The organism is Actinosynnema sp. NPDC023794 (assembly GCF_040639675.1).
GTDB classification, from domain to species: Bacteria; Actinomycetota; Actinomycetes; order Mycobacteriales; family Pseudonocardiaceae; genus Actinosynnema; species Actinosynnema luteola.
Map to the genome: position 1 here is coordinate 216,814 of NZ_JBFAFR010000009.1, position 22,249 is coordinate 239,062.

Annotated in this window: 19 protein-coding genes; 14 read left to right on the plus strand and 5 right to left on the minus strand. The window is 71.4% G+C overall.

What is annotated here, in order from left to right; all coding sequences use genetic code 11:
• Positions 1 to 7: 7 nt before the first annotated feature.
• Positions 8 to 1,102, minus strand: coding sequence for a tryptophan dimethylallyltransferase family protein (locus AB0H12_RS21295; protein ID WP_499624599.1), 1,095 nt, complete (start codon positions 1,100 to 1,102; stop codon positions 8 to 10).
• Positions 1,103 to 1,544: 442 nt separating this feature from the next.
• Positions 1,545 to 2,408, minus strand: a complete 864-nt coding sequence (locus AB0H12_RS21300) for a 3-hydroxybutyryl-CoA dehydrogenase (protein WP_230565589.1) — start codon at positions 2,406 to 2,408, stop codon at positions 1,545 to 1,547.
• Positions 2,409 to 2,526: 118 nt separating this feature from the next.
• On the opposite strand from AB0H12_RS21300, the gene AB0H12_RS21305 reads away from it, so the two are divergent.
• Both AB0H12_RS21305 and AB0H12_RS21310 read left to right on the plus strand, forming a co-directional pair.
• On the plus strand, positions 2,527 to 3,546 hold the full coding sequence (locus AB0H12_RS21305) for a serine hydrolase domain-containing protein (protein ID WP_499624645.1): 1,020 nt from the start codon (positions 2,527 to 2,529) through the stop codon (positions 3,544 to 3,546).
• Positions 3,547 to 3,598: 52 nt separating this feature from the next.
• Complete coding sequence (locus AB0H12_RS21310) at positions 3,599 to 6,778, plus strand: NACHT domain-containing protein (RefSeq protein ID WP_499624600.1); 3,180 nt, start codon at positions 3,599 to 3,601, stop codon at positions 6,776 to 6,778.
• 65 nt (positions 6,779 to 6,843) lie between these two features.
• Here the strand turns inward: AB0H12_RS21310 and AB0H12_RS21315 are convergent, their stop codons facing one another.
• Entirely contained in the window at positions 6,844 to 7,305 is a 462-nt protein-coding gene (locus AB0H12_RS21315) for a CAP domain-containing protein (protein ID WP_499624601.1), read from the minus strand.
• A 93-nt stretch (positions 7,306 to 7,398) separates the two neighbouring features.
• Positions 7,399 to 8,814 (minus strand): ethanolamine permease, encoded by a 1,416-nt coding sequence (eat, locus tag AB0H12_RS21320; protein ID WP_499624602.1) that lies wholly within the window; start codon positions 8,812 to 8,814, stop codon positions 7,399 to 7,401.
• Between the two features lie 178 nt (positions 8,815 to 8,992).
• Here eat and AB0H12_RS21325 point away from each other — a divergent pair, with 178 nt between their 5' ends.
• The 5 genes from AB0H12_RS21325 to AB0H12_RS21345 are packed head-to-tail and all read left to right on the plus strand — an operon-like array spanning position 8,993 to position 13,871.
• Positions 8,993 to 10,333, plus strand: a complete 1,341-nt coding sequence (locus AB0H12_RS21325) for a glutamine synthetase family protein (protein WP_499624603.1) — start codon at positions 8,993 to 8,995, stop codon at positions 10,331 to 10,333.
• Positions 10,314 to 11,039: a gamma-glutamyl-gamma-aminobutyrate hydrolase family protein gene (locus AB0H12_RS21330; RefSeq protein ID WP_499624604.1), complete on the plus strand. Its 726-nt coding sequence runs from the start codon at positions 10,314 to 10,316 to the stop codon at positions 11,037 to 11,039. Before AB0H12_RS21325 ends, AB0H12_RS21330 begins: the two co-directional genes overlap by 20 nt.
• Positions 11,036 to 12,394: an aldehyde dehydrogenase family protein gene (locus AB0H12_RS21335; protein WP_499624605.1), complete on the plus strand. Its 1,359-nt coding sequence runs from the start codon at positions 11,036 to 11,038 to the stop codon at positions 12,392 to 12,394. The genes AB0H12_RS21330 and AB0H12_RS21335 overlap by 4 nt, the downstream gene beginning before the upstream one ends.
• An 11-nt stretch (positions 12,395 to 12,405) precedes the next feature.
• On the plus strand, positions 12,406 to 13,173 hold the full coding sequence (locus AB0H12_RS21340; protein WP_499624606.1) for a 3-oxoacyl-ACP reductase: 768 nt from the start codon (positions 12,406 to 12,408) through the stop codon (positions 13,171 to 13,173).
• Entirely contained in the window at positions 13,173 to 13,871 is a 699-nt protein-coding gene (locus tag AB0H12_RS21345) for a FadR/GntR family transcriptional regulator (protein WP_499624607.1), read from the plus strand. Before AB0H12_RS21340 ends, AB0H12_RS21345 begins: the two co-directional genes overlap by 1 nt.
• Before the next feature lie 15 nt (positions 13,872 to 13,886).
• On the opposite strand, the gene AB0H12_RS21350 is transcribed toward AB0H12_RS21345, so the two are convergent.
• Positions 13,887 to 14,471 carry a hypothetical protein gene (locus AB0H12_RS21350; protein WP_499624608.1) on the minus strand — a complete coding sequence of 195 codons (585 nt, stop codon included), beginning with the start codon at positions 14,469 to 14,471 and terminating at the stop codon, positions 13,887 to 13,889.
• 148 nt (positions 14,472 to 14,619) lie between these two features.
• Between AB0H12_RS21350 and AB0H12_RS21355 the strand changes: the two genes are divergently transcribed.
• From AB0H12_RS21355 to AB0H12_RS21385, 7 genes are all read left to right on the plus strand, one after another.
• Positions 14,620 to 14,832 carry a helix-turn-helix domain-containing protein gene (locus AB0H12_RS21355; protein WP_230565599.1) on the plus strand — a complete coding sequence of 71 codons (213 nt, stop codon included), beginning with the start codon at positions 14,620 to 14,622 and terminating at the stop codon, positions 14,830 to 14,832.
• Positions 14,833 to 14,835: 3 nt separating this feature from the next.
• A complete protein-coding gene (locus AB0H12_RS21360; RefSeq protein ID WP_499624609.1) occupies positions 14,836 to 15,621 on the plus strand; it encodes a Clp protease N-terminal domain-containing protein in 786 nt (261 codons plus the stop codon).
• Between the two features lie 122 nt (positions 15,622 to 15,743).
• Complete coding sequence (gene thrS / locus AB0H12_RS21365; RefSeq protein ID WP_499624610.1) at positions 15,744 to 17,792, plus strand: threonine--tRNA ligase; 2,049 nt, start codon at positions 15,744 to 15,746, stop codon at positions 17,790 to 17,792.
• Positions 17,789 to 18,337 (plus strand): HIT family protein, encoded by a 549-nt coding sequence (locus AB0H12_RS21370; protein WP_499624611.1) that lies wholly within the window; start codon positions 17,789 to 17,791, stop codon positions 18,335 to 18,337. The genes thrS and AB0H12_RS21370 overlap by 4 nt, the downstream gene beginning before the upstream one ends.
• Positions 18,338 to 18,429: 92 nt before the next feature.
• Entirely contained in the window at positions 18,430 to 19,290 is an 861-nt protein-coding gene (locus tag AB0H12_RS21375; protein ID WP_499624612.1) for an alpha/beta fold hydrolase, read from the plus strand.
• Between the two features lie 229 nt (positions 19,291 to 19,519).
• Positions 19,520 to 21,031, plus strand: a complete 1,512-nt coding sequence (locus AB0H12_RS21380; RefSeq protein WP_499624646.1) for an amino acid adenylation domain-containing protein — start codon at positions 19,520 to 19,522, stop codon at positions 21,029 to 21,031.
• Positions 21,028 to 22,242 carry an FNR domain-containing protein gene (locus tag AB0H12_RS21385; protein ID WP_499624613.1) on the plus strand — a complete coding sequence of 405 codons (1,215 nt, stop codon included), beginning with the start codon at positions 21,028 to 21,030 and terminating at the stop codon, positions 22,240 to 22,242. The genes AB0H12_RS21380 and AB0H12_RS21385 overlap by 4 nt, the downstream gene beginning before the upstream one ends.
• The last annotated feature ends 7 nt before the right edge of the window (positions 22,243 to 22,249 follow it).

The following is a 22,249-nucleotide window of genomic DNA, read 5'->3' on the forward strand; positions in this document are numbered from 1 at the left end:
GTGACTCCTAGCCTGCCAGGCTGATCGAACGGGGCGAGGCCACGTCGTAGGCCTCGGACGAGAGGTAGACGGTGATCCCGGGACGCGGCCTGCCCATGCGCAGCGACACGTGCGCGATCAGGCCGACGCCTTCGTCCAGCGGACGTCGGGCGATGGTGCGCAGCGCGCTGTCGAACTCCGTGGGGTCCAGGTCGTACTTGGCCATCACCGCGAGCACCCGGCGCCGGGCCTCTTCGTCGTCGGCCACGTAGTCCCGGATCGGCACGTACAGGGAATAGCCGCTCGGCGCGTCCGCGTCGCCGTCCAGGAACGTGTAGCTGGAAATGAGCGGACGCTTGTCGAACGTTCCGGTGCTGCCGCCGGTGAGCATGCAGAAATCGGGCACCCTGTCCACATCGACACCCCGGGCGGCGCTCGCGGCACGCGTGACGTCCGTTACATCGGCGGCGTGGTGGGAGATGTAGACCTTCACCCGCGCCCGCCGTTGTTCGACCAGGTCGAGTGCGAAGAAGGAATACTTGTCAAGTCCGGGCCTGGTGACCGCGTGGCTGCGCAGGGTCGGGAAACCGGCGGCGAAACCGGTTCGGTCCAGCCCTGCTCGCACCAGCTCTTCGGAAGCGGCTTCGCCGCGCACTTCAGGGTTGAAGTACACCTTCACCGCGGGTGCTTCGTCGCGCCGGAAAACCAGTGAGTACCAGAAGGTGAAATCACTTTCCGGGTGCTCCGGCAGGAACAGGTTCCTGACTGCGTCGAAACGACGGGTGTCCAGGCCGCCGCGGCGCTTCATCCGGTCGAGCGCGGCGAGCGCCGCCGTCGTGTTGGCCGCACGGGAAGGCCTGGTCGCGGTGGGTTCGACGATGGTGCGCAGCGTCGGGGGCTCACCTGCGGCGAACGCCGTCGAGAACTCGACCGGGGTGTGGTCGTCGGCGACGTCGGAAGGCCAGGCCGGGCTGGTGGAAACCGGCCGGAGGCCACCGGGTCCGAGTGCGTCCGCGAGCAGTCCGACGGGGCTGACGCTATTTTCGGTGATATCCAGCGAATGCAGCAGGGCGCTGAGCTGTCGGCCCGTGAAATCGCGTATGGATACTTTTTGAGGGTCCAAGGCGGGGTTCTCCTCGTGGGGGGCGAGTCGAAAGTTACGCTAGGCGAAGCAATCTTGTCCACCAGGCGGCCGTAGCGTGACGTAGGGCACTCTAAAGGCACGTCACAGGTCCTGTCGATCAGTAACCCCGAGGAAGAGGACGGTAATCAAGGATACGCCGAACGGCCTATTGACGAGGTGGGCGTCAGTCTTTCGCACTAATCACCCCGCACGACCCGATGACGGATCGTGTTATTTTGTGCCGGCCGTGACCCGAAGCGTGTTGGATCGTTTGCCGGCTAATACTTTTCCGCCATTCAAGACACTGCTGTTAATTGTTCGTGGCGCGTTCGGCGTGACGGCGGCGACCGCGTTGTGGTAATGCGACCCGGACACGCGGACGGGGCCGCCGATCACCGGATCGACGGCCCCGCGGACGCCCGGTCCCGGGCGGTGGGTCGGCTCAGGACGCGTAGTTGTGGAACCCGCGCCCGCTCTTCTTGCCCAGCAGCCCCGCGTCCACCATGCGCAGCAGCAACGGCGGCGGCGAGTACAGCGGCTCCTTGAACTCCTCGTACATCGACTCGGCGATCGCCTTGGTGGTGTCCAGGCCGATCAGGTCGGTCAGGCGCAGCGGACCCATCGGGTGCGCGCAGCCGAGCACCATGCCGTTGTCGATGTCCTCGGCGCTGGCGAACCCGGACTCCAGCATCCGGATGGACGACAGCAGGTAGGGGATGAGCAGGGCGTTGACGACGAACCCGGCCCGGTCCTGCGAGCGGATGACCTCCTTGTGCAGCACCCCGGTCACGAACGCCTCGGCCCTGGCCCTGGTCTTGTCGCCGGTCAGCAGCGACGGCACCAGCTCCACCAGCTTCAACACCGGCACCGGGTTGAAGAAGTGCACGCCGATGACCTGCTCGGGACGGCCGGTGGCCATGCCCAGCTTCATGATCGGGATCGAGGAGGTGTTGGACGCGAAGATCGCGTCCGGGTCCACGACGATCTTGTCCACCGCCGCGAACACCTCGGTCTTGACCTGCTCGTTCTCCGCGACGGCTTCCACGACCAGGTTCCGGTCGGCGAAGTCGGCGAGGTCGGTGGTGAACCGCAGGCGCTCCAGTGCGGCGTCCCGGTCCTCAGCGGACAGCTTGCCGCTGCGCACACCCCGGCCGAGCGAAGAGGCGATCCGCCCCCGCGCGGCCTCCGTGGCGTCCGGGCTGACCTCGGCCACCAGCACGTCCAGCCCGGCCCGCGCGCAGACCTCGGCGATGCCGGAGCCCATCAGGCCCGATCCCACCACTCCAACTCGTTGAATGTCACTCACGCCCCGATCCTGCCAGGGGCGACGGTCGGGGGCACATCACCACTGGGGTTTTCCACAGCCGACCGGGTGGTGCTCCTCATGGTCGGTCGCAGCCGTGACGCCTAGCGTCGACCAGGTGATGATCAACACTGCGATCGCGGGCGTCGTCCTGGCCCTGACCGGCACGTTCCCCGCACTGGACGGGTGGGTGGAGCACGACCGGGCGTCCGGTGCGCTGCTGACCGTCGAGGACTCGACCGGCGTCCGCGCGGACGCGGCGGGTGAGGCCGTGGTCGGCGGGCACTTCCGGATCGGCAGCGTGACCAAGACCTTCGTCGCCACCGTCGTCCTGCAGCTCGTGGACGAGGGCCGGGTCGGGCTGGACGACCCGGTGGACCGGTACGTGGCCGGCGTGCCGAAGGGCGACTTGATCACGGTGCGCCAGGTGCTCAACCACACCAGCGGCCTGTACGACTACGCGCACGAGGCGGGTTACTCGACCAACCGGTGGCGCGGCGCGGACCGGTTCCGGACCTACCGGCCGCAGGAGCTGCTGGACGTGGCGTTCGCCGGCACGCCCTACTTCGACCCGGGCCAGGGGTGGCACTACTCGAACACCAACTACGTCGTCGCCGGGATGCTGATCGAACGCGTGACCGGTCGCACGTACGGCGACGAGGTGCGCGCGCGGATCCTGCGCCCGCTCGGCCTGTCGCGCACCACCGTGCCGGGACGGTGGCCGGCCCTGCCGCACCCGCACGCCCGCGGCTACACCGAGGTCGACGGCCGACTGGTCGACGCGACCCTGATGAACCCGACCCTGGACTGGGCGGCGGGCGAGATGATCTCCACCGCCGACGACCTCAACCGGTTCTTCGACGCGCTCCTGGGCGGCAGGCTGACCAGCGCGGCGTCCCTCGCGGAGATGCGGCGGACCGTGGACGACACCGGCACGATCTTCGCCTACGGCCTGGGGTTGCAGCGGTTCGACCTGCCGTGCGGCCGTTCGGTGTGGGGCCACGGCGGCGAGCTGATCGGCTACCTCACCTACGCCACCCGCGCGGACGACGGCACGCGGGCCACGTTGTCCTACAACCCGTTGCCGGCCGAGGTGCCCGGCGAGGCCGTCATCGGCCTGTTCGGCTCGGTCTACTGCTAGTCGTCGCCGGGTCCGGCACCCGTCGGCGACGACGGGTGCCAGGCTTGTCGGCATGGGCATCGAAGTCGCGCTGATCCCGTTGGGTGCGTCGGTGGTCCGCAGCGCGCTGAAGCTGTGGCTGGGGGACAAGTCGGTCACGGCCGCCGTCGGCGGCACCGGGGTCGACCTGCTCGAGAAGCGGCTGACCGGCGCGTTGGACCAGCGCAAGCTGCGGCGGATGGGCGAGCAGTTCACCGACGCCGTGGTCGAGCGGGTCCAGCCGATCACCGACGCCGAGTACCGGCGATTACCGGAGCACGAACGGCTCGCCGCGGTCGAGGCCGTGCGCGAGACGTTCGAGCGGGCCGCGCTGGACGACGACGACCTGTTCGCCGCCGACCTCGACGCCCGTCGGCTCGACCGGCACCTGCGCGGACGCGCGGCCGACGCCGTCGACGGCCTGTCGGCGGACGGCGTCCAGCTCTACGGCCTGCTGCTGCGCGAGTGCGCCGGGTACGTGATCGAGATCGCCCGCGAGCTGCCGCCGTTCGGGCCGAGCGCGTTGACCGAGATCCTGCGCCGGGAGACCGAGGTCATCACCGGCATCCGCGACGTGCTGGCCCGGTTGCCGCAACGGCGCAGCTCCACCGACTTCTCCTACGACTACCGGCAGCTGGTCGCCCGCACGCTCGACCACGTCGAGATGTTCGGCGCGACGCTGTCCGAGGCGAGCCGCCGCTACCCGCTGTCGGTGGCCTACATCAGCCTCACCGCCGACGGCGCCGCCACCGACCACTTCACGCCCGGCCGCCGCGTGGAGGACCTGCTGGCCTCCGGTGACCGGATCTTCATCCGCGGCGAGGCCGGGCTGGGCAAGACGACCCTGTTGCAGTGGATCGCGGTGCGCAGCGCGCAGCGGGACTTCACCGAGCCGTTGACCAGGTGGAACGACACCGCCCCGTTCTTCGTCCCGCTGCGCCGCTACGCCGACCGCGAGCTGCCGCCGGCGGAACGCTTCCTGGACGAGGTCGGGCGCCACATCGCCGACGAGATGCCACCGGGCTGGGTCCAGCGGCAACTGCGCTCCGGCCACGGCCTGATCCTGGTCGACGGCGTGGACGAGCTCGCGCCGCACCGCCGCCAGGAGGCCCGCGAGTGGCTGCGGTCGCTGATCCTCGCGTTCCCCGCCGCGCGGTTCGTGGTGACGTCACGCCCGAGCGCCGTCGACCCGGACTGGCTGGCGGCCGACGAGTTCGCGGTCGCGTCCCTCCAACCCATGACGTCGACGGACGTGCGGGTGTTCGTGGAGCGTTGGCACGACGCCATGCGCTCGCACCTGTCCGACGACCTGGCCCGCGCCGAACTGGCCGGCTACCAGGAGCGGCTGCTGGAGCAGTTCGGCGCGCGGCACCACCTGCGCAAGCTCGCCGGGTACCCGCTGCTGTGCGCGTTGCTGTGCGCGCTGCACCGCGACCGGCGCGGCCACCTGCCCGACAGCCGCATGGAGCTGTACGACACCGCGCTGCAGATGCTGCTGGAACGCCGTGACGCCGAGCGGCGCATCGAGCCGCTGCCGGGGCTGTCCCGGACGCGGAAGATCATCCTCCTGGGCGACCTCGCCTACTGGTTCATCCGCAACGACCTCACCGACGCGCCGGTCGACCGCGCGATCGGCCAGATCGAGCGCCGGTTGACGTCGATGCCGGAGGTCGGGGCGTCCGCCGAGGACGTGTACCGGCACCTGCTGGAACGCAGCGGCCTGCTGCGCGAGCCGGTCGAGGGCCGGGTCGACTTCGTGCACCGCACGTTCCAGGAGTACCTGGCGGCGGGCGCGGCGGTGGACGTGGACGACATCGGCACGCTCGTCTCCCACGCGCACCTGGACCAGTGGCACGAGGTCGTCGTGATGGCCGCGGGCCACGCCTCGCGCGGGCGGCGCGACGAACTGCTCGACCAGGTCCTGACCCGCGGTGACGAGGTCAAGGCGCACCGCGCCACCCTGCACCTGCTCGCGGTGGCGTGCCTGGAGACCGCGCCGGAGCTGACACCGGGCATCCGCGACCGCATCGAGGACCGGGTCGCGCGCCTGCTGCCGCCGCGCTCGGTCACGGCGGCCAAGTCGTTCGCCTCGGCGGGCGCGTTCGTGCTGGACCTGCTCGCCGCCTCCCGACCCCGCACGGAGGTCGAGGTGGCGGCGACCATCCGCGCGGCGGCGGCGATCGGCCTGGATGACGCGCTGCCGTTGCTCGCCTCGTACCGGTCGGACACCAGGGCGCGGGTGCGGCAGGAACTGGTGCTGGCGTGGAGCAGCTTCGACCCGGAGACCTACGCGTCGACCGTGCTCGCCGACGTGCCGGTCCAGTCCGTCAGCCTCACCGACCCCGACATGACGCGCGGGTTGCGCCACCTCAAGCACGTGCGCCGGGTGTCGTGCGCCGCGCCGCGGGGTGCGCTGGACTTCGTGCCGCCCCAGGTCCGGGTGCTCGAGCTGCTCGCACCGGCCGAGGTGGACCTGGGCACGTTGGCCACGCCGTCGTTGACGCACCTGAGGATCGTGCGCCCGGGCAGGCTGGACCTCGGGCCGCTCGGGCTGTTGCCCGCGCTGCGCTCGGTCCGCGCGACGGCCGCGGAGACCACCGGCCTCGACGGTCTTCGCCGCAAGGCGGACCTGTCCCGCCTGAACCTCATCGGTGGCTGCGACGCCACCGAGTTGGCGGCCCTCGAGCGCGGTTGGGGGTTGCGGGTGCTGAAGCTGGCGAGCGTCCGCGGTCTCCGCGACCTGCACCCGCTGGCGTTCTTGGCGGGGCCGGGTGAGCTGCGGATCGAGGACGCGCCCCTGGTGGACGTCGACGCGGTCGAGCGGTGGGCCGGGACGCTCCTGCACCTGGTGCTGCGCAAGTGCGGCACCCTCGACATCGGACCGATCGCGGCGTTGCGGAACCTGGTGAAGCTCGACCTGGCGCACACGACGGTGTTCGACCTGCGGCCGTTGGCTGGGCTGTCGAGGTTGGAACGGCTGGTGGTCGGCTCCGCTCGGGACGCGCGGGCCTTGGCGCCGATCGCCGGGTTGCCCAACCTGAAGGAGATCTCCTTCACCGAGGGCAGTCCGGTGAACCTGGCGGCGTTCGCCGGGCGGCGCGGGCTGGTGGTGAAGGTCCAGGGCCTGCTGACGAAGGTGGTCGGCGCCGAGCTGCTGGGCGAGGGCAGTGCCGTCGAGGTCGTCTCGGCGGTGTCCCAGAAGGCCAGCCCGTGACGTGCCGACCCGTGACGTGCCGACCCGTGACGCACCGGCCCTGTGACCCGCCGACCCGTGCCCGGTCAGCCCGTGACGCCGAAGTCCTGCGTCCAGTAGACCTTGTTGTTGCCGTCCACGGCGTGGGCGACGCCCAGGTCGCGCAGTTCGCAGTTCACGATGTTGGCCCGGTGGCCCTCGCTGTTCATCCAGGACCGCACGGCCTCCTCGGCCGTGCCCTGACCAGCGGCGATGTTCTCCGCCATCAGTCGGAAGTGGTAACCCGCATCGGTGACGCGTTGCCCCGCTGTGCTGCCGTCCGAGCCGGTGTGGCTGAAGTTGCCGGTGCGCGCCATGTCGTCGGAGTGCCGGCGCGCCGCGGCGGCGAGCTGGGCGTTCGAGGCGAGGGCGGGGCAGCCCACGGCGGAGCGTTCCCCGTTGGTCAGGGCCAAAACCTGCTCTTCGAAGGTCGGCGCGGCGATCGCGGGCGTGGTGGCGAAGAGCAGTGCCGCGACCGCCGAGCCGACCGTCACCGTGCGGTATTTCATGATCGTCCTTCCGTCGTAGGTAAACCCTTGCTGTCAAGGGGTTCCCACGACCGAAAGGACTTGCCGTACACGATCGGTTGAACGTGCTTACGGTCAGTCCTTCAGCTCCTCCTCGGCCTGCGCGATGGCCGCGAACTCCTCCTCCGGCGCGGCGGCCACCAGGTGGTGGCGGCTGTAGAACCAGAAGTACGCCAACGCCACCACGACGATGCCCGCGGTGATCCCGGCGGCCAGCTCGTCCACGAAGAACGTCGCCACGACCGCCGCCACCGCGAGCACCAGCGCCGCCCCGGTGGTCACGACGCCGCCCGGCGTCCGGTACGGCCGCGCCAACCCCGGCTCGCGCACCCGCAGCACGATGTGCGACACCATCATCAGCACGTACGACAGCGCCGCCCCGAACACCGCGATGTTGATCAGCGTCGCGCCGCTCTTCATGATCGCCGCGAGCGCGAACCCGATGGTGCCGGGCACGATCAGGGCCAGGTACGGCGTCTTGCGCTTGCCGGTCTTCGACAGCCAGCGCGGCAGGTAGCCGGCCCGGGACAGCGCGAACAGCTGCCGCGAGTACGCGAAGATGATCGAGAAGAACGACGCCACGAGCCCGGCCAGACCCACGTAGTTCACGATCTGCGCCAGCACGTTGTCGCCGCCGTAGGCCGCGCGCACCGCCTCGGGCAGCGGGTTGCCGGACGACATCAACGCCGCCGAACCCGCACCGCCCGGCGCGAACACGAGGATCGCCGCCGCGAACACCAGCAGCGCCACCAACGCGCCGATGATCCCGCGCGGCATGTCCTTCTTCGGGTCGCGCGCCTCCTCGGCCGCCAACGGCACGCCCTCGACCGCGAGGAAGAACCAGATGGCGTACACCAACGCGCCCAGCGCACCCGTGACGCCGAACGGCAGGAAGCTCCCGTCGCCGATGTCGAACAGCTTGGCCGAGTCGAACTCCGGGATCATCCCGGCCACGAACGCGATCAGCGCGACCACCGCGACACCGGTGATCACGAACATCAGCCGCAACGCCTCGCCGACGCCGTACAGGTGCACGCCGACGAAGATCGCGTAGCAGACCAGGTACACCGGCCACGAGCTGGTGAGCCCGAACAGCCCGAGCGCCTGCACGTAGTCGCCGATGAACACGACGATCGCGGCGGGCGCGATGGCGTACTCGACCAGGATCGCGATGCCCGTCGCGAAACCGCCGAGCGGTCCGAGCGCGCGTCGCGCGAAGCCGTACCCGGCGCCGGCCACGGGCAGCGCGGCGGCCAGCTCGGCCAGGCCGAACACCATGCACGTGTACATGGCGCCCATCAGGATCGTCGCGACCAGCAGGCCGCCCCAACCGCCTTGGGCCAGCCCGAAGTTCCACCCGGCGAAGTCGCCGGAGATGACGTACGAGACCCCCAGACCCGCCAACAGCACCCAGCCCGCGGCGCCCCGCTTGAGCTGCCGGTGCTCCAGGTAGTCGCTGCCCACCTTCTCGTACTCGACGTGTTTGGCCATCTGCGCTCCCTAATGGGTCAGTCGCGCTCCTTTGCAGGGAGAGTGGCGCGCGTCACCGGATCGTGTCAACAGCCGTTCCGCCGGCAGTGCTGCCCGAGGAGGGTGTGGCGGCCTTCACTCGAAGGTGTCAAGATGAGGCGTCCAATGGCTCGCTGACATACCTTTGGAGGTACTGCGGATGCTCGCCGTGGAGGAGTTGCGCGTGCTCGTGGACGCCGGGGAGATCGACACGGTGCTGGTCGCCGTGGTCGACATGCAGGGCCGCCTCCAGGGCAAGCGCTGCGCCGCCCGCTACTTCGTGGACGAGGTCCTGCCGAACTCCGCCGAGGGCTGCAACTACCTGCTGGCCGTCGACGTGGAGATGAACACCGTCGGCGGTTACGCCATGTCGTCGTGGGACAGCGGCTACGGCGACTTCGTGATGAAGCCCGACCTGTCCACGCTGCGCCGCGTGCCGTGGCAGGAGGGCACCGCGCTGGTCATGTGCGACCTCGTCTGGGAGGACGGCGCGCCGGTGGTCGCCTCGCCGCGCCAGATCCTCAAGCGACAGCTCGACCGGCTCGCCGAACGGGGGCTGCGCGCGTTCGTCGGCACGGAGCTGGAGTTCATCGTCTTCGACAACACCTACGAGGACGCCTGGGACCGCGGTTACCGCGGCCTCACCCCGGCGAACCAGTACAACGTGGACTACTCGCTGCTGGGCACCTCCCGCGTCGAGCCGCTGCTGCGCGCCATCCGCAACCACATGGCGGGCGCGGGCATGGTGGTCGAGTCGGCCAAGGGCGAGTGCAACCCCGGCCAGCACGAGATCGCGTTCCGCTACACCGAGGCGCTGGCGACCTGCGACAACCACAGCGTCTACAAGACCGGCGCCAAGGAGATCGCGGCGCAGCAGGGCAAGGCGCTGACGTTCATGGCGAAGTACAACGAGCGCGAGGGCAGCTCCTGCCACATCCACCTCAGCCTGCGCTCGGCCGACGGCGAGCCGGTGTTCGCCGAGGACCACGGCATGTCCGAGCTCATGGAGCACTTCATGGCCGGCCAGCTGGCCGCGCTGCGCGAGCTGACGTACTTCCTGGCGCCGAACATCAACTCCTACAAGCGGTACGCGCAAGGCAGCTTCGCGCCGACCGCGGTGGCGTGGGGCAGGGACAACCGGACGTGCGCGCTGCGCGTGGTCGGGCACGGCCAGTCGCTGCGGTTCGAGAACCGGGTGCCGGGCGCGGACGTGAACCCGTACCTGGCCGTCGCCGCGCTGATCGCGGCCGGTCTGCACGGCGTGGAGAACGAGCTGCCGCTGGAGGAGGAGTTCACCGGCAACGCCTACACCTCCGACAAGCCGACCGTGCCCGCCACGCTGCGCGACGCCGCCTCGCTGCTGGCCAAGAGCGAGCTCGCGCGCGAGGCGTTCGGGGCTGAGGTCGTCGAGCACTACCTCAACGCGGCCCGGGTGGAGCTGGCCGCGTTCGACTCGTCGGTGACGGACTGGGAGCGGATCCGTGGTTTCGAACGGCTCTAGGGCACGGCCGTTGATCGGCGTCACGACGTACCTGGAACGGGCGAAGTTCGGCGTCTGGGACGTGGAGGCGGCGGTGCTGCACCGCGACTACCTCGACTCCGTGGTGCGCGCGGGCGGCAACCCGGTGCTGCTGCCGCCGGTCGGCACGTGGGACGCCGACAGCGCCACCTTCCTCGACGGCCTGGTGCTGGCGGGCGGCGCGGACGTCGACCCGTCGCGGTACGGGCGGCCACGCGACCCGCGCACCGGACCGGCGCGGCCCGAGCGCGACGAGGTCGAGCTGAGCCTGGCCCGCGCGGCGTTGAAGCTCGACCTGCCGCTGCTCGCGGTGTGCCGCGGCATGCAGGTGCTCAACGTGGCGCTGGGCGGCACGCTGGTCCAGCACGTCGACGGGCACAACCCGACGCCCGCCGTGTTCGAGCACACCGGGATCGCGGTCGCGCCCGGATCGGCGCTCGCCGGGATCGTCGGCCTCGCCACCACCGTGTTCTGCCACCACCACCAGGCGTTGGACGTCCTCGGCGACGGACTGCGGGTGGTCGCGAGCGCGCCGGACGGCACGGTGGAGGCGGTGGAGCTGCCGGGCGCGCGGTTCGTGCTCGGCGTGCAGTCGCACCCGGAGGCCGACACCGAGGACGACCGCTTGTTCGCCGCGCTCGTGGGCGCGGGTCGGGACCGGGCAGCACGGGACAGGGGAGCGAAGTGACCACGTTCGACGTCATCAACCCGGCCACCGAGGAGGTGGTCCGCTCGGTGCCGCTGGCGACGCTGGAGGAGACCGACGCGGCGATCGCCCGCGCGTCGGCGGCGCTGCCCGCGTGGCGCGCGGTCGCGCCGGGCGACCGGGCCCGGCTGCTGCGGCGGTTCGCCGAGGCGGTCGACGGCGCGGTGGAGGAGCTGGCGGCGCTGGAGGTGCTCAACGCCGGGCACACCGTCGGCAACGCGCGGTGGGAGGCCGGGAACGTCCGTGACGTGCTGCACTACTACTCGGCCGCGCCGGAGCGGTTGTTCGGCAAGCAGATCCCGGTGCCCGGCGGCCTGGACGTGACCTTCCACGAGCCGATCGGTGTGGTCGGCGTGATCGTGCCGTGGAACTTCCCGATGCCGATCGCCGTGTGGGGCTTCGCGCCCGCGTTGGCCGCCGGGAACACGGTGGTGCTCAAGCCCGCCGAGCTGACGCCGCTGACCGCCCTGCGGTTGGCCTCGCTGGCGTTGGAGGCGGGCCTGCCGCCGGACGTGTTCCAGGTGTTGCCGGGCGCGGGGCCGGTGGTGGGGCAGCGGTTCGTCACGCACCCCGACGTGCGCAAGGTCGTGTTCACCGGTTCCACGCGGGTCGGCAAGCAGGTCATGGCCGGCTGCGCGGAGCAGGTGAAGCGGGTGACGCTGGAGCTGGGCGGCAAGTCGGCCAACATCGTCTTCGCCGACGCGGACCTGGAGCGCGCGGCGGCCACCGCGCCGTACGGGGTGTTCGACAACGCGGGCCAGGACTGCTGCGCGCGGTCCCGGATCCTGGTGCAGGCGTCGGTCTACGACCGGTTCATGGAGCTGCTGGAGCCCGCGGTCAAGGGCGTGGTGGTCGGCGCGCCGGGCGACGAGGCCACCGAGATGGGGCCGTTGATCTCGGCCGCGCACCGGGAGAAGGTCGCGTCCTACGTGCCCTCCGACGCGCCGGTGGCGTTCCGCGGATCGGCTCCGTCGGGTGCGGGTTTCTGGTTCCCGCCAACGGTTCTGGCCCCTGTTGCGCCTGGTGACCGCGCCGCCGTCGAGGAGATCTTCGGCCCGGTGGTGGCGGTGCTGCCGTTCACCGACGAGGAGGACGCGGTGCGGTTGGCCAACGACAGCGCCTACGGCCTGTCCGGGTCGATCTGGACGCGGGACGTGGGGCGGGCGTTGCGCGTGTCGCGTGCGGTCGACGCGGGGAACCTGTCGGTCAACTCGCACTCGTCGGTGCGGTACTGGACCCCGTTCGGCGGGTTCAAGCAGTCCGGGTTGGGACGCGAGCTGGGGCCGGACGCCCTCGACTCGTTCACCGAGACCAAGAACGTCTTCATCGCTCACTGATTGGGAGAGACATGGTTCAGCGACTTGAGGGCCGGGTTGCCGTGGTCACCGGCGGTGGCAGCGGCATCGGTCTGGCCTCGGTGCGGCGGCTCGCGTCCGAAGGCGCGCGGGTGGTCGTCGCGGACGTCGACGCGGAGTCCGGCAAGGCGGCGGCCGACGAGGTCGACGGGCTGTTCGTCGAGGTCGACGTGACCGACGAGGAGCAGGTGTCGGCGCTGTACCAGACCACTGTGGACACTTACGGCTCGGTGGACGTCGCGTTCAACAACGCGGGCATCTCGCCGCCGGACGACGACTCGATCCTGACCACGGGCATCGAGGCGTGGGACCGGGTGCAGAAGGTCAACCTGACGTCAGTGTACCTGTGCTGCAAGCACGCGATCCCGCACATGCTCGAACGCGGTCGCGGTTCGGTGATCAACACGGCGTCGTTCGTGGCGACGATGGGCGCGGCGACGTCCCAGATCTCGTACACGGCGTCCAAGGGCGGTGTGCTGGCGATGAGCCGCGAACTGGGCGTGCAGTTCGCCCGGCAGGGGGTGCGGGTGAACGCCCTGTCACCCGGCCCGGTGAACACGCCGTTGCTGCGGGAGCTGTTCGCGAAGGACCCGGAGCGGGCCGCGCGGCGGTTGGTGCACGTGCCGCTGGGGCGGTTCGCCGAGCCGGCGGAGATCGCCGCGGCGGTGGCGTTCCTGGCCAGTGACGACTCGTCGTTCATCACCGCGTCGAACTTCCTGGTGGACGGCGGTATCGCCGGTGCCTACGTGACACCGCTGTGATGCCGTTGCGGGACGCGTTGTTCCGCCCCGTGCGGGCGGGCAACGCGTTCGAGGAGACGGTGGAGCGTCTCGTGCAGGCGATCCGGCTCGGCGTGGTGGGTCCGGGGGAGAAGCTGCCTGCGGAGCGTGACCTGGCGGCCCGGTTGGGTGTGAGTCGGGTGACGTTACGTGAGGCGATCCGGTCACTCCAGGACGCCGGGTACGTCGAGTCGCGGCGCGGCCGGTACGGCGGGACGTTCGTGAACTCGCCGCTGCCGGTGGCCGCGCCGGACCGTCGCGTCGACCCCGGTGAGCTCGCGGACGCGTTGACGCTGCGCGCGGCGGTGGAGACGGGCGCGGCGGAGTGCGCGGCGGGCCGTGCGCTGGGCCCGGTGGAGCGGCGCAACCTGCTGGCGCGGCTGGCCGAGTGCCGTGACGCGTCGTTGGACGAGTACCGGCGCAAGGACTCCCGGCTGCACCTGGCGATCGCCGAGGCGACCGGGTCGCCGTCGCTCACGGCGGCCGTCGCCGACGCCCGGACCAGGGTGAACGCGCTGCTGGACCGGATTCCGCTGCTGCCGCCGAACCTGGCGCACTCGAACGACCAGCACGAGGTGATCGTGAACGGCATCGTGGCGGGCGACCCGGAGGCCGCGCGGCGGGCGATGGCCGAGCACCTGGACGGCACGGCCCTGCTGCTGCGCGGCTTCCTGTCCTGACCTCAGCTCCTGACCTCAGCGCTCGAAGTCGCGTTGCGGCACCCGGTCCGGACCGCGTTCGCCCCGTTCGCCGCGGTCCGGTCGGTCGCCGCGGTCGCCGCGCTCGTCGAACCGCGAGTGCCCGGGCCGGTCGGAGCCGACGCCGTAGCGCGGGTGGTGGTCGCGGTCGGCCAACGCCACGATCCCGCCGCCCAGGACGAGCCCGAGCAGGCCGACGGCGACGAGCTGGGTGGCCCGGTGCTTGACCACGCGGCCGACCGCCGCGCCCTTGCCGGGTGGTGGCGGGTAGTGGCCGGGGTGGGGCGAGCCAGGTGCCTGGTGGGCGGCGGCCGGTTGGTCGACGAAGGTGGGCTGGGCCGAGGCTTGCCCGCCGCCGGCGGTGGGCTGCGCGGAGGCTCGCTCGCCGGAGGCTGCGGCGGGCTGCGCGGCCGGTTGGCCACCCGGGTCGGGGGCGCTGGTCGGGCTCTGGTGGGCGGGGTCGGGCGTCGGGGTGGCCATGGGCGTGGTGGCGTCGGCGGGCTGGTCCGCGGCGGGCGGTGTGGTGGGAGTCCGGTCCGCCGGGTCGGGGTTGGCGCGTGGTGGCTGGTTCGGGTCTGACATGGCGGAACTCCCTGCTCTCCCGTGCTGTTGTCCGCCATGGTGCGCGATCGACCTGAGGAGATCCTGATGGCCGGCTGTCCGCCGGCTGTGAGAACCGGGATCGTCAGCATGTGTTGACGCCGGCCGAGCGTCAGCATATGTTGACGACATGGCTGCGATCGCCGATCTCGACCAGGCCGCGCACGGCTCCGACCCGGACGCCGGGCTGCGCGCCGTGGCCCGCCTGCGCCGCCTGGTCGACCAACTGGAGGCCGAGCACGTCGCCGCCGCCCGCCGGGCCGGCTGGTCGTGGCGGGACATAGCCACCCGCCTCGGCGTGACCAAGCAGACCGTCCACCGCAAGTACGGCCGAGAGGACTGACCGGTGTTCCGAGGCGACCACCCCGACCTGAACCGCACCATCGGCCGCGCGCCGCGGCTGGCACTGGAACTCGGCCACCCGCGCACCGGCAGCGAGCACCTCCTGGCAGCGCTGGCCGCAGGCTCGCGCTCCGCGGAACCCGTCGCCGACGGCCCGCTCGTCGACCGCGCTGCCGCAGGGGGACCCTCCCCAGGCGGCTCTCCGGTCGGCGGAGCCGTCACCGCCGTCCTGCTCCGCCACGGCGCGACCCCCTCCGCCATCCGGCACGCCGCCCACCTCGCGGCCCCGCTCGGCGCGGGCGGTGCGGCGGACCGGGCCGTCCTGGCGCCGCTGGGCGTCGACCTCGACCGGCTGCTGGGCGGCACACCCGCCCTGGACCGGCCGCCGGGCCGTGAGCCGCTGCTCCCGCTCGGCGCGGCGAAGTCACGCCGGCGCTGCGCCCGCCTCACCCCGCCGCTCGGCCTGGACGCCCAGGCGGCGTACTCGGCCTCGCTGCGCCTCGCCCTGGCCCGCCGCGAACGCGAGCACCGCCCCGAACACCTGGCCCTCGCCCTCACCGCCCTGGACCCCGGCGTCGCGTGGGTGCTCAAGACCGCCGGCGTCGACCGCGAGGCCCTGCTCGCCGACCTCGCCGCGACCTTCCCGCCGCCGCGCCGCAACCCGCTGCTGGTCGTCGAACGCAGGCTCGGCCACCGCGTGCGCCACCGCGACCTCGTCCGCCGCTACCAGCGCACCACCGGACGTGCCGTGACCTCGGCCGACGCGCTGCCCGCCCTGATCCGCGGCTGAGCATCCCGCTCGACCGGGTGATCCGCGGAACACCGGACCGGCCGACCCGGTGCGCCGGAAAACGACTCGGTGAGCACCGATAACATCTCGGGCAAAGGACCGACGCACACCGAGGAGTCACCGTGTCCGAACCGCGCCCCGCAGCCGCCCCGATCCCACCTCGCGTGGTGGTGACGGCGGGGACCACCGCGGGGACGGCGGTGCGTGAAGCGGGACTCCCGGGCAAGGGGCCGGACGCCGTCGTGGTCGTGCGCGACCCCGAGGGCCACCTGCGCGACCTGTCGTGGGTCCCGCAGGTCGACGTCGAGGTCGAAGCGGTCGCCGCCGACACCGCCGACGGCCGCAGCGTGATCCGGCACTCCGCCGCGCACGTGCTGGCGCAGGCCGTGCAGCAGCAGTTCCCCGAGGCCAAGCTGGGCATCGGCCCGCCGGTCAAGGACGGCTTCTACTACGACTTCCAGGTCGACAAGCCGTTCACGCCCGAAGACCTCCAGGCGCTGGAGAAGCGCATGAAGTCGATCATCAAGGGCGCGCAGCGGTTCAACCGCCGCGTGGTCGAGTCGGTCGACGCCGCCAAGTCCGAGCTGGCCGCCGAGCCGTTCAAGCTCGAACTGGTGGACATCAAGAGCGATGTCGACACCGCCGAGGTGATGGAGGTCGGCGGCGGCGAGCTGACGATCTACGACAACCTCGACCCGCGTTCCGGCGACCGCGTGTGGGGCGACCTGTGCCGCGGCCCGCACGTGCCGACGACCAAGCACATCCCGGCGTTCAAGCTGACCCGCGTCGCCGCCGCGTACTGGCGCGGCAACGAGAAGAACCCGCAGCTGCAGCGCATCTACGGCACGGCGTGGGAGTCCCAGGAGGCGCTGGACGCGCACCTGGAGCTGCTGGCCGAGGCCGAGCGGCGCGACCACCGCAAGCTGGGCGTCGAGCTGGACCTGTTCAGCTTCCCCGACGAGATCGGCTCGGGCCTGGCGGTGTTCCACCCCAAGGGCGGCGTCATCCGCAAGGCCATGGAGGACTACTCGCGCGCCCGGCACACCGAAGAGGGCTACGAGTTCGTCTACTCGCCGCACATCACCAAGGGCAACCTGTTCGAGACCTCCGGTCACCTCGACTGGTACCGCGACGGCATGTACCCGGCGATGCACCTCGACGCCGAGCTCAACGAGGACGGCACGGTCCGCAAGCCCGGCCAGGACTACTACCTCAAGCCGATGAACTGCCCGTTCCACGACCTGATCTTCAAGTCGCGCGGCCGGTCCTACCGCGAGCTGCCGTTGCGCATGTTCGAGTTCGGCGGGGTGTACCGCTACGAGAAGTCCGGCGTGATCCACGGCCTGACCCGCGTGCGCGGCATGACGCAGGACGACGCGCACATCTTCTGCACCCCCGACCAGGTGCAGGACGAGCTGAAGTCGCTGCTCGGCTTCGTGCTCGGGCTGCTGCGCGACTACGGCCTCGACGACTTCTACCTGGAGCTGTCCACCCGCAACGAGGAGAAGTACGTCGGCTCCGACGAGGTGTGGGAGAAGGCGACCGAGGCGCTGCGCGTCGCGGCCGAGGACTCCGGCCTCGACCTGGTGCCGGACCCGGGCGGCGCGGCGTTCTACGGGCCGAAGATCTCCGTGCAGGCCAAGGACGCGCTGGGTCGCACCTGGCAGATGTCCACCATCCAGGTCGACTTCAACCTGCCCGAGCGGTTCGAGCTGGAGTACACCGGCTCGGACGGCGCCAGGCAGCGCCCGGTCATGATCCACCGGGCGTTGTTCGGCTCGGTCGAGCGGTTCTTCGGCGTGCTGACCGAGCACTACGCGGGCGCGTTCCCGGCGTGGTTGGCGCCGGTGCAGGTGGTGGGCATCCCGATCGCGGACGAGCACGTCGACCACCTGCTCGCGGTGGCCGCGCAGCTCAAGGCGAAGGGCATCCGGGTCGAGGTGGACGCCTCCGACGACCGGATGCAGAAGAAGATCCGCAACCACACCACGCAGAAGGTGCCGTTCATGCTGCTCGCGGGCGGCAAGGACGTGGAGCAGGGCGCGGTGTCGTTCCGGTTCCGCGACGGCACGCAGATCAACGGCGTGCCGGTCGAGCGCGCCGTCGAGACGGTCGTGGACTGGGTGTCGCGGCGGGAGAACGCCTCGCCCACGGCGGACCTCGTCCAGTGACGAGCCGGTACGAGGAGCAGGACGGGGTCGGGGTCGACGACGCGTTGCAGCGGTTGTGGACCCCGCACCGCCTCTCGTACGTGCGCGGCGAGGGCAAGGCCGTCGGCGACGAGCCGGAGGGGTGCCCGTTCTGCCGGGTGATCGGGCTGGACGACGCCGAGGGGCTGATCCTGGCGCGCGGCGAGCTGGTGTTCGCGGTGCTCAACCTGTACCCGTACAACCCCGGCCACCTGATGGTGCTGCCGTACCGGCACGTGCCCGACTACACCGACCTGACCCCGGCGGAGACGGCGGAGTTCGCCGCGTTCACCCAGAAGGCGATGCGGGTGATCCGGTCCGCCGCCTCGCCGCACGGGTTCAACGTCGGCATGAACCAGGGCGTGGTGGCGGGCGCGGGCATCGCGGCCCACCTGCACCAGCACGTGGTGCCGCGCTGGGGCGGCGACGCGAACTTCATGCCGGTGATCGGGCACACCAAGGTCCTGCCGCAGCTGCTCGGCGAGACCAGGCAACTCCTGGCCGACGCCTGGTCCACCGCGGACTGACCAGGGCGGGAGGAGGTTTACCCGGGACCGTCCGGTGCAACGGGACAAGGGTGACTTCACCGAACACGCCCGCCCCGGTGGCCCATCGGACGATGGAGGTCGACGGGACCGACATCTTCTACCGCGAGGCGGGGCCACCGGACGCCCCGGTGGTGCTGCTGCCCCACGGTTACCCGAGCTCGTCGTTCCAGTACCGCGGCTTCATGGCCGCGCTCGGCGACCGGTGGCGCCTGATCGCGCCGGACTACCCCGGCTTCGGGTACAGCGGCACGCCGGACCGCACGCGCTTCTCCTACACCTTCGACGGCTACGCCGAGTTCCTCCAGCGGTTCACCGAAGCGGCCGGCCTCACCCGGTACGCCATCTACCTGCACGACTACGGGTCCCAGTTCGGGCTGCGGCTGGCCATGCACGCGCCTGACCGGGTCGCCGCCCTGATCATCCAGAACGGCGACATCTACGAGGACCAGCACGGCCCGAAGTACCGCCCGCTCAAGGAGTACTGGGCCGACCCGACCGAGGAGGGGACGTCCAGGCTGTACGCCGCGGTCAGCGCGGACGGCTTCCGCGACGAGTTCGTCGGCGAGATCCCCGAGCGGCTGGTCGAGCGGGTCTGCCCGGACCTGTGGACGTCGTCCTGGGCGCTGCTGGGCACGCCCGAGCGACGGCGGAACCTGGTCCACCTGCTGGCCGACCAGGTGAGCACGCTCGGCTGGTTCGACCGGCAGCAGGCGTACCTGCGCGAGCACCGGCCGCCGACGCTCATCGTGTGGGGCCCGCACGACGGCTACATGCCGGAGGGGGCGGCACGGGCCTACCTCCGCGACCTGCCGGACGCCGAGTTGCACCTGCTCGACGGCGGTCACTGGGCGTTGGAGACCAACCTCGACGAGGTCGTCGCCCTGGCGCGGGCCTTCCTGGACCGGGTCCACTCGCCCGTCTCGACTGGGTGAGGTCGACGACCGGTTCGTTCGACTGCCGTACCCCCGGTGTTCGACTCGGAGGTCCTGAGTGTTCGACATGCCGGTCCTGAGCGTTCGACACGCGGGCACCGGGTGTTCGACACGCGGATGGGAGAAAGTTCAACCTTTTTTGGGTTCGGCTTGAACGGACCGTGGGGCTGTCTCGTTCAGACCGGGTGTCCACGCCCGGCTGACGAGAGGTGCACACCCCGTGACGGCCATGACCGAGCCCGACGCTGTGCTGGCGCTGCCCCCGGACGACCGCCCCCTGTTCCGCCGATTCGGCCGCGGCCCGAGCGCGACACCGCCGTTCCACCGGATCCACCACGCGTTCGAGTCGCACGCGGCACGATCGCCGCACGCGCGGGCGGTCGAGCACGAGGGCGTCTGCCTGACCTACGGCGAGCTCGACCACCGCGCGAACGTCGTCGCGGCCGAACTGCTCGACGCGGGCGTGCGTCCCGGTGATCACGTCGGCGTCTTCTTAACGCGTTCGGTCCACCTCGTCATCGGCATCCTGGCCGTGCTGAAGGTCGGCGCGGCGTACGTGCCGCAGGACGTCCGGATCACGCCGAAGGCCCACCTCGACCACGTCATCCGCACCGCCGAGATCGACGTCGTCCTGACCACCGGCGAGCACGCCCCGCACGTCCGCTACCTCGCCGCGCCGAAGGTCCTCGCCCTCGACACCGTCCCGGACCGCCGCGTCGGCCCACCGCGCGCGGAGCCCGGCGACACGGCCGTCGTCATCTTCACCTCCGGCACGACCGGCGTGCCCAACGGCGTCCGCGTCACCCACGCGAACCTGTGCAACGTCCTGCTCACCGCACCGGGAGACCTCGGCATCCGACCGGGCGACCGGGTCGCGCAACTGCTCAACATCGCGTTCGACATGGCGGTGTGGGAGCTGTTCGGCGCACTCGCCCACGGCGCCACGTCCGTCATCCGCGGCCGGGACATCGGTGAGACGGCGAAAACCGCCACCGTCCTCATCGCGACACCCGGCGTGCTGTCCACAGTGGACCCAGAGGCGTGCCCCGACGTGCGAACGGTCGCCGTGGCCGGCGAACGCTGCCCCAAGCCCCTCGCCGACGCCTGGAGCGCCCGCGCCGCGTTCCACAACGCCTGCGGCCCCACGGAAGTCACGATCGTCAACACCGTGCAGCGCTACGACCCGGCGAAGGGCCGCCTGACCATCGGCCGCCCCGTCCCCAACAGCACGGTCTACGTGCTCGACCAGGACCTGCGGCCGTGCCGGATCGGCGAGGTCGGCGAGATGTGGGCGGGCGGCGCCTGCGTCACGGCGGGCTACCTCGGCAACGACGTGCTGACCGCCCAGCGCTACCGCCCCGACCCGTTCCTCGGCGGCGACCACCTGATGTTCCGCACCCGCGACCTGGGCCGGTGGACGCCGGACGGCGAGCTGGAGCACCACGGCCGCACCGACGACCAGGTCAAGGTCCGGGGCTTCCGGGTCGAGCTGGACGCGGTCACCTCCGCCCTGGAGACGACGCCCGGCTGCGCCCGCGCGACCACGGTCCTGCACGACGGCAGGCTCGTCGGGTTCGTCAGCCCTGCCTCCGTCGATCCTCAAGCGGCCACCGACGCGGTGGCGGGCTCACTGCCCTACTACTGCGTGCCGTCCCTGGTCGTCGCGGTGGACGACCTGCCGCTGACCGCACGCGGCAAAGTGGACCGGGCCGCGCTGTCGTCGCTGGTGACGGTCGCATGACCACCACGCGCACCGACACGCCGTCCGCGCTGGCCCTGAGGCTCCGCCGGCGCCCGTTCACCCACCACAACCGGCTCGCCGCCGCCGTCGTCCTGGTCAACGTGATCGCGGCGTTCGGCGTGGACGACGCGCGGGCGCTCGCGGACCTGGTCGTCGCCAACGTCGCCCTGGCCGTCGTGATCCGCCAGCAGCACGTGATCAACCTGCTGTTCCGGCTCGCCACGAGCGCGCCGACGACGTGGCCGCTGCGGGTCCGCTGGACGTTGGGCAAGGTCTACCACTTCGGCGGCCTGCACGTCGGCGCCGCCCTCAGCGCCACCGCGTGGTTCACCGCGCTCGCCGTGGTCCGACGCGACCCGCTCACGTGGACGATCCTCGGCCTGATGGTCGCGATGGTGGTCTTCGCGCTGCCCGCCCTGCGCGCACGCCGGCACGACGTGTTCGAGCGCGTGCACCGCTTCGCCGGCTGGACCGTGCTCGCCCTGTTCGCCGTGGACTCGTCCCGGCAGCCCGGATTCGTCGGCTCGACCCAGTTCTGGCTGCTCCTGCTGGTCGTCGCGAGCGTCGCGCTGCCGTGGACGCGGCTGCGTCGCGTGCCGGTGCGGATCGTCAGCCCGTCGCGGCACGTCGCGCTGGTGTCGTTCGACTACGGCGTGACGCCGTTCGCGGGCTCCTCGACCGCGGTGAGCCGCAACCCGCTGCTCGAGTGGCACTCGTTCGCCAACGTGCCGACGCCCGGCCGCGCGGGTTTCCGGCTCACCATCTCGCGCGCGGGCGACTGGACCGGCTCGCTCATCGACGACCTGCCGACCCACCTGTGGGTCAAGGGCGTGCCCACCGCGGGCGTCGGCAACATCGACAAGCTGTTCACCAGGGTGGTGTGGGTGGCCACCGGCAGCGGCATCGGGCCGTGCCTGCCCCACCTGCTGTCGCGGGAGACGCCGTCGCGCCTGGTGTGGTCCACCCGCACGCCCCGTGACACCTACGGCGACGAGCTGGTCGACGAGATCGAGGCCGTGCAGCCCGACGCGCTCGTCTGGGACACCGTCCGCGACGGCAAGCCCGACCTGGTCGAGCTGGCGCTGCGCGCGCACCGGGAGTTCGACGCCGAGGCCGTCATCTGCATCTCGAACAAGAAGACCACCTGGCACGTCGTCGAGGAGCTCGAAGCGCGGGGCGTGCCCGCGTTCGGCGCCATCTGGGACTCGTGAGGAGACT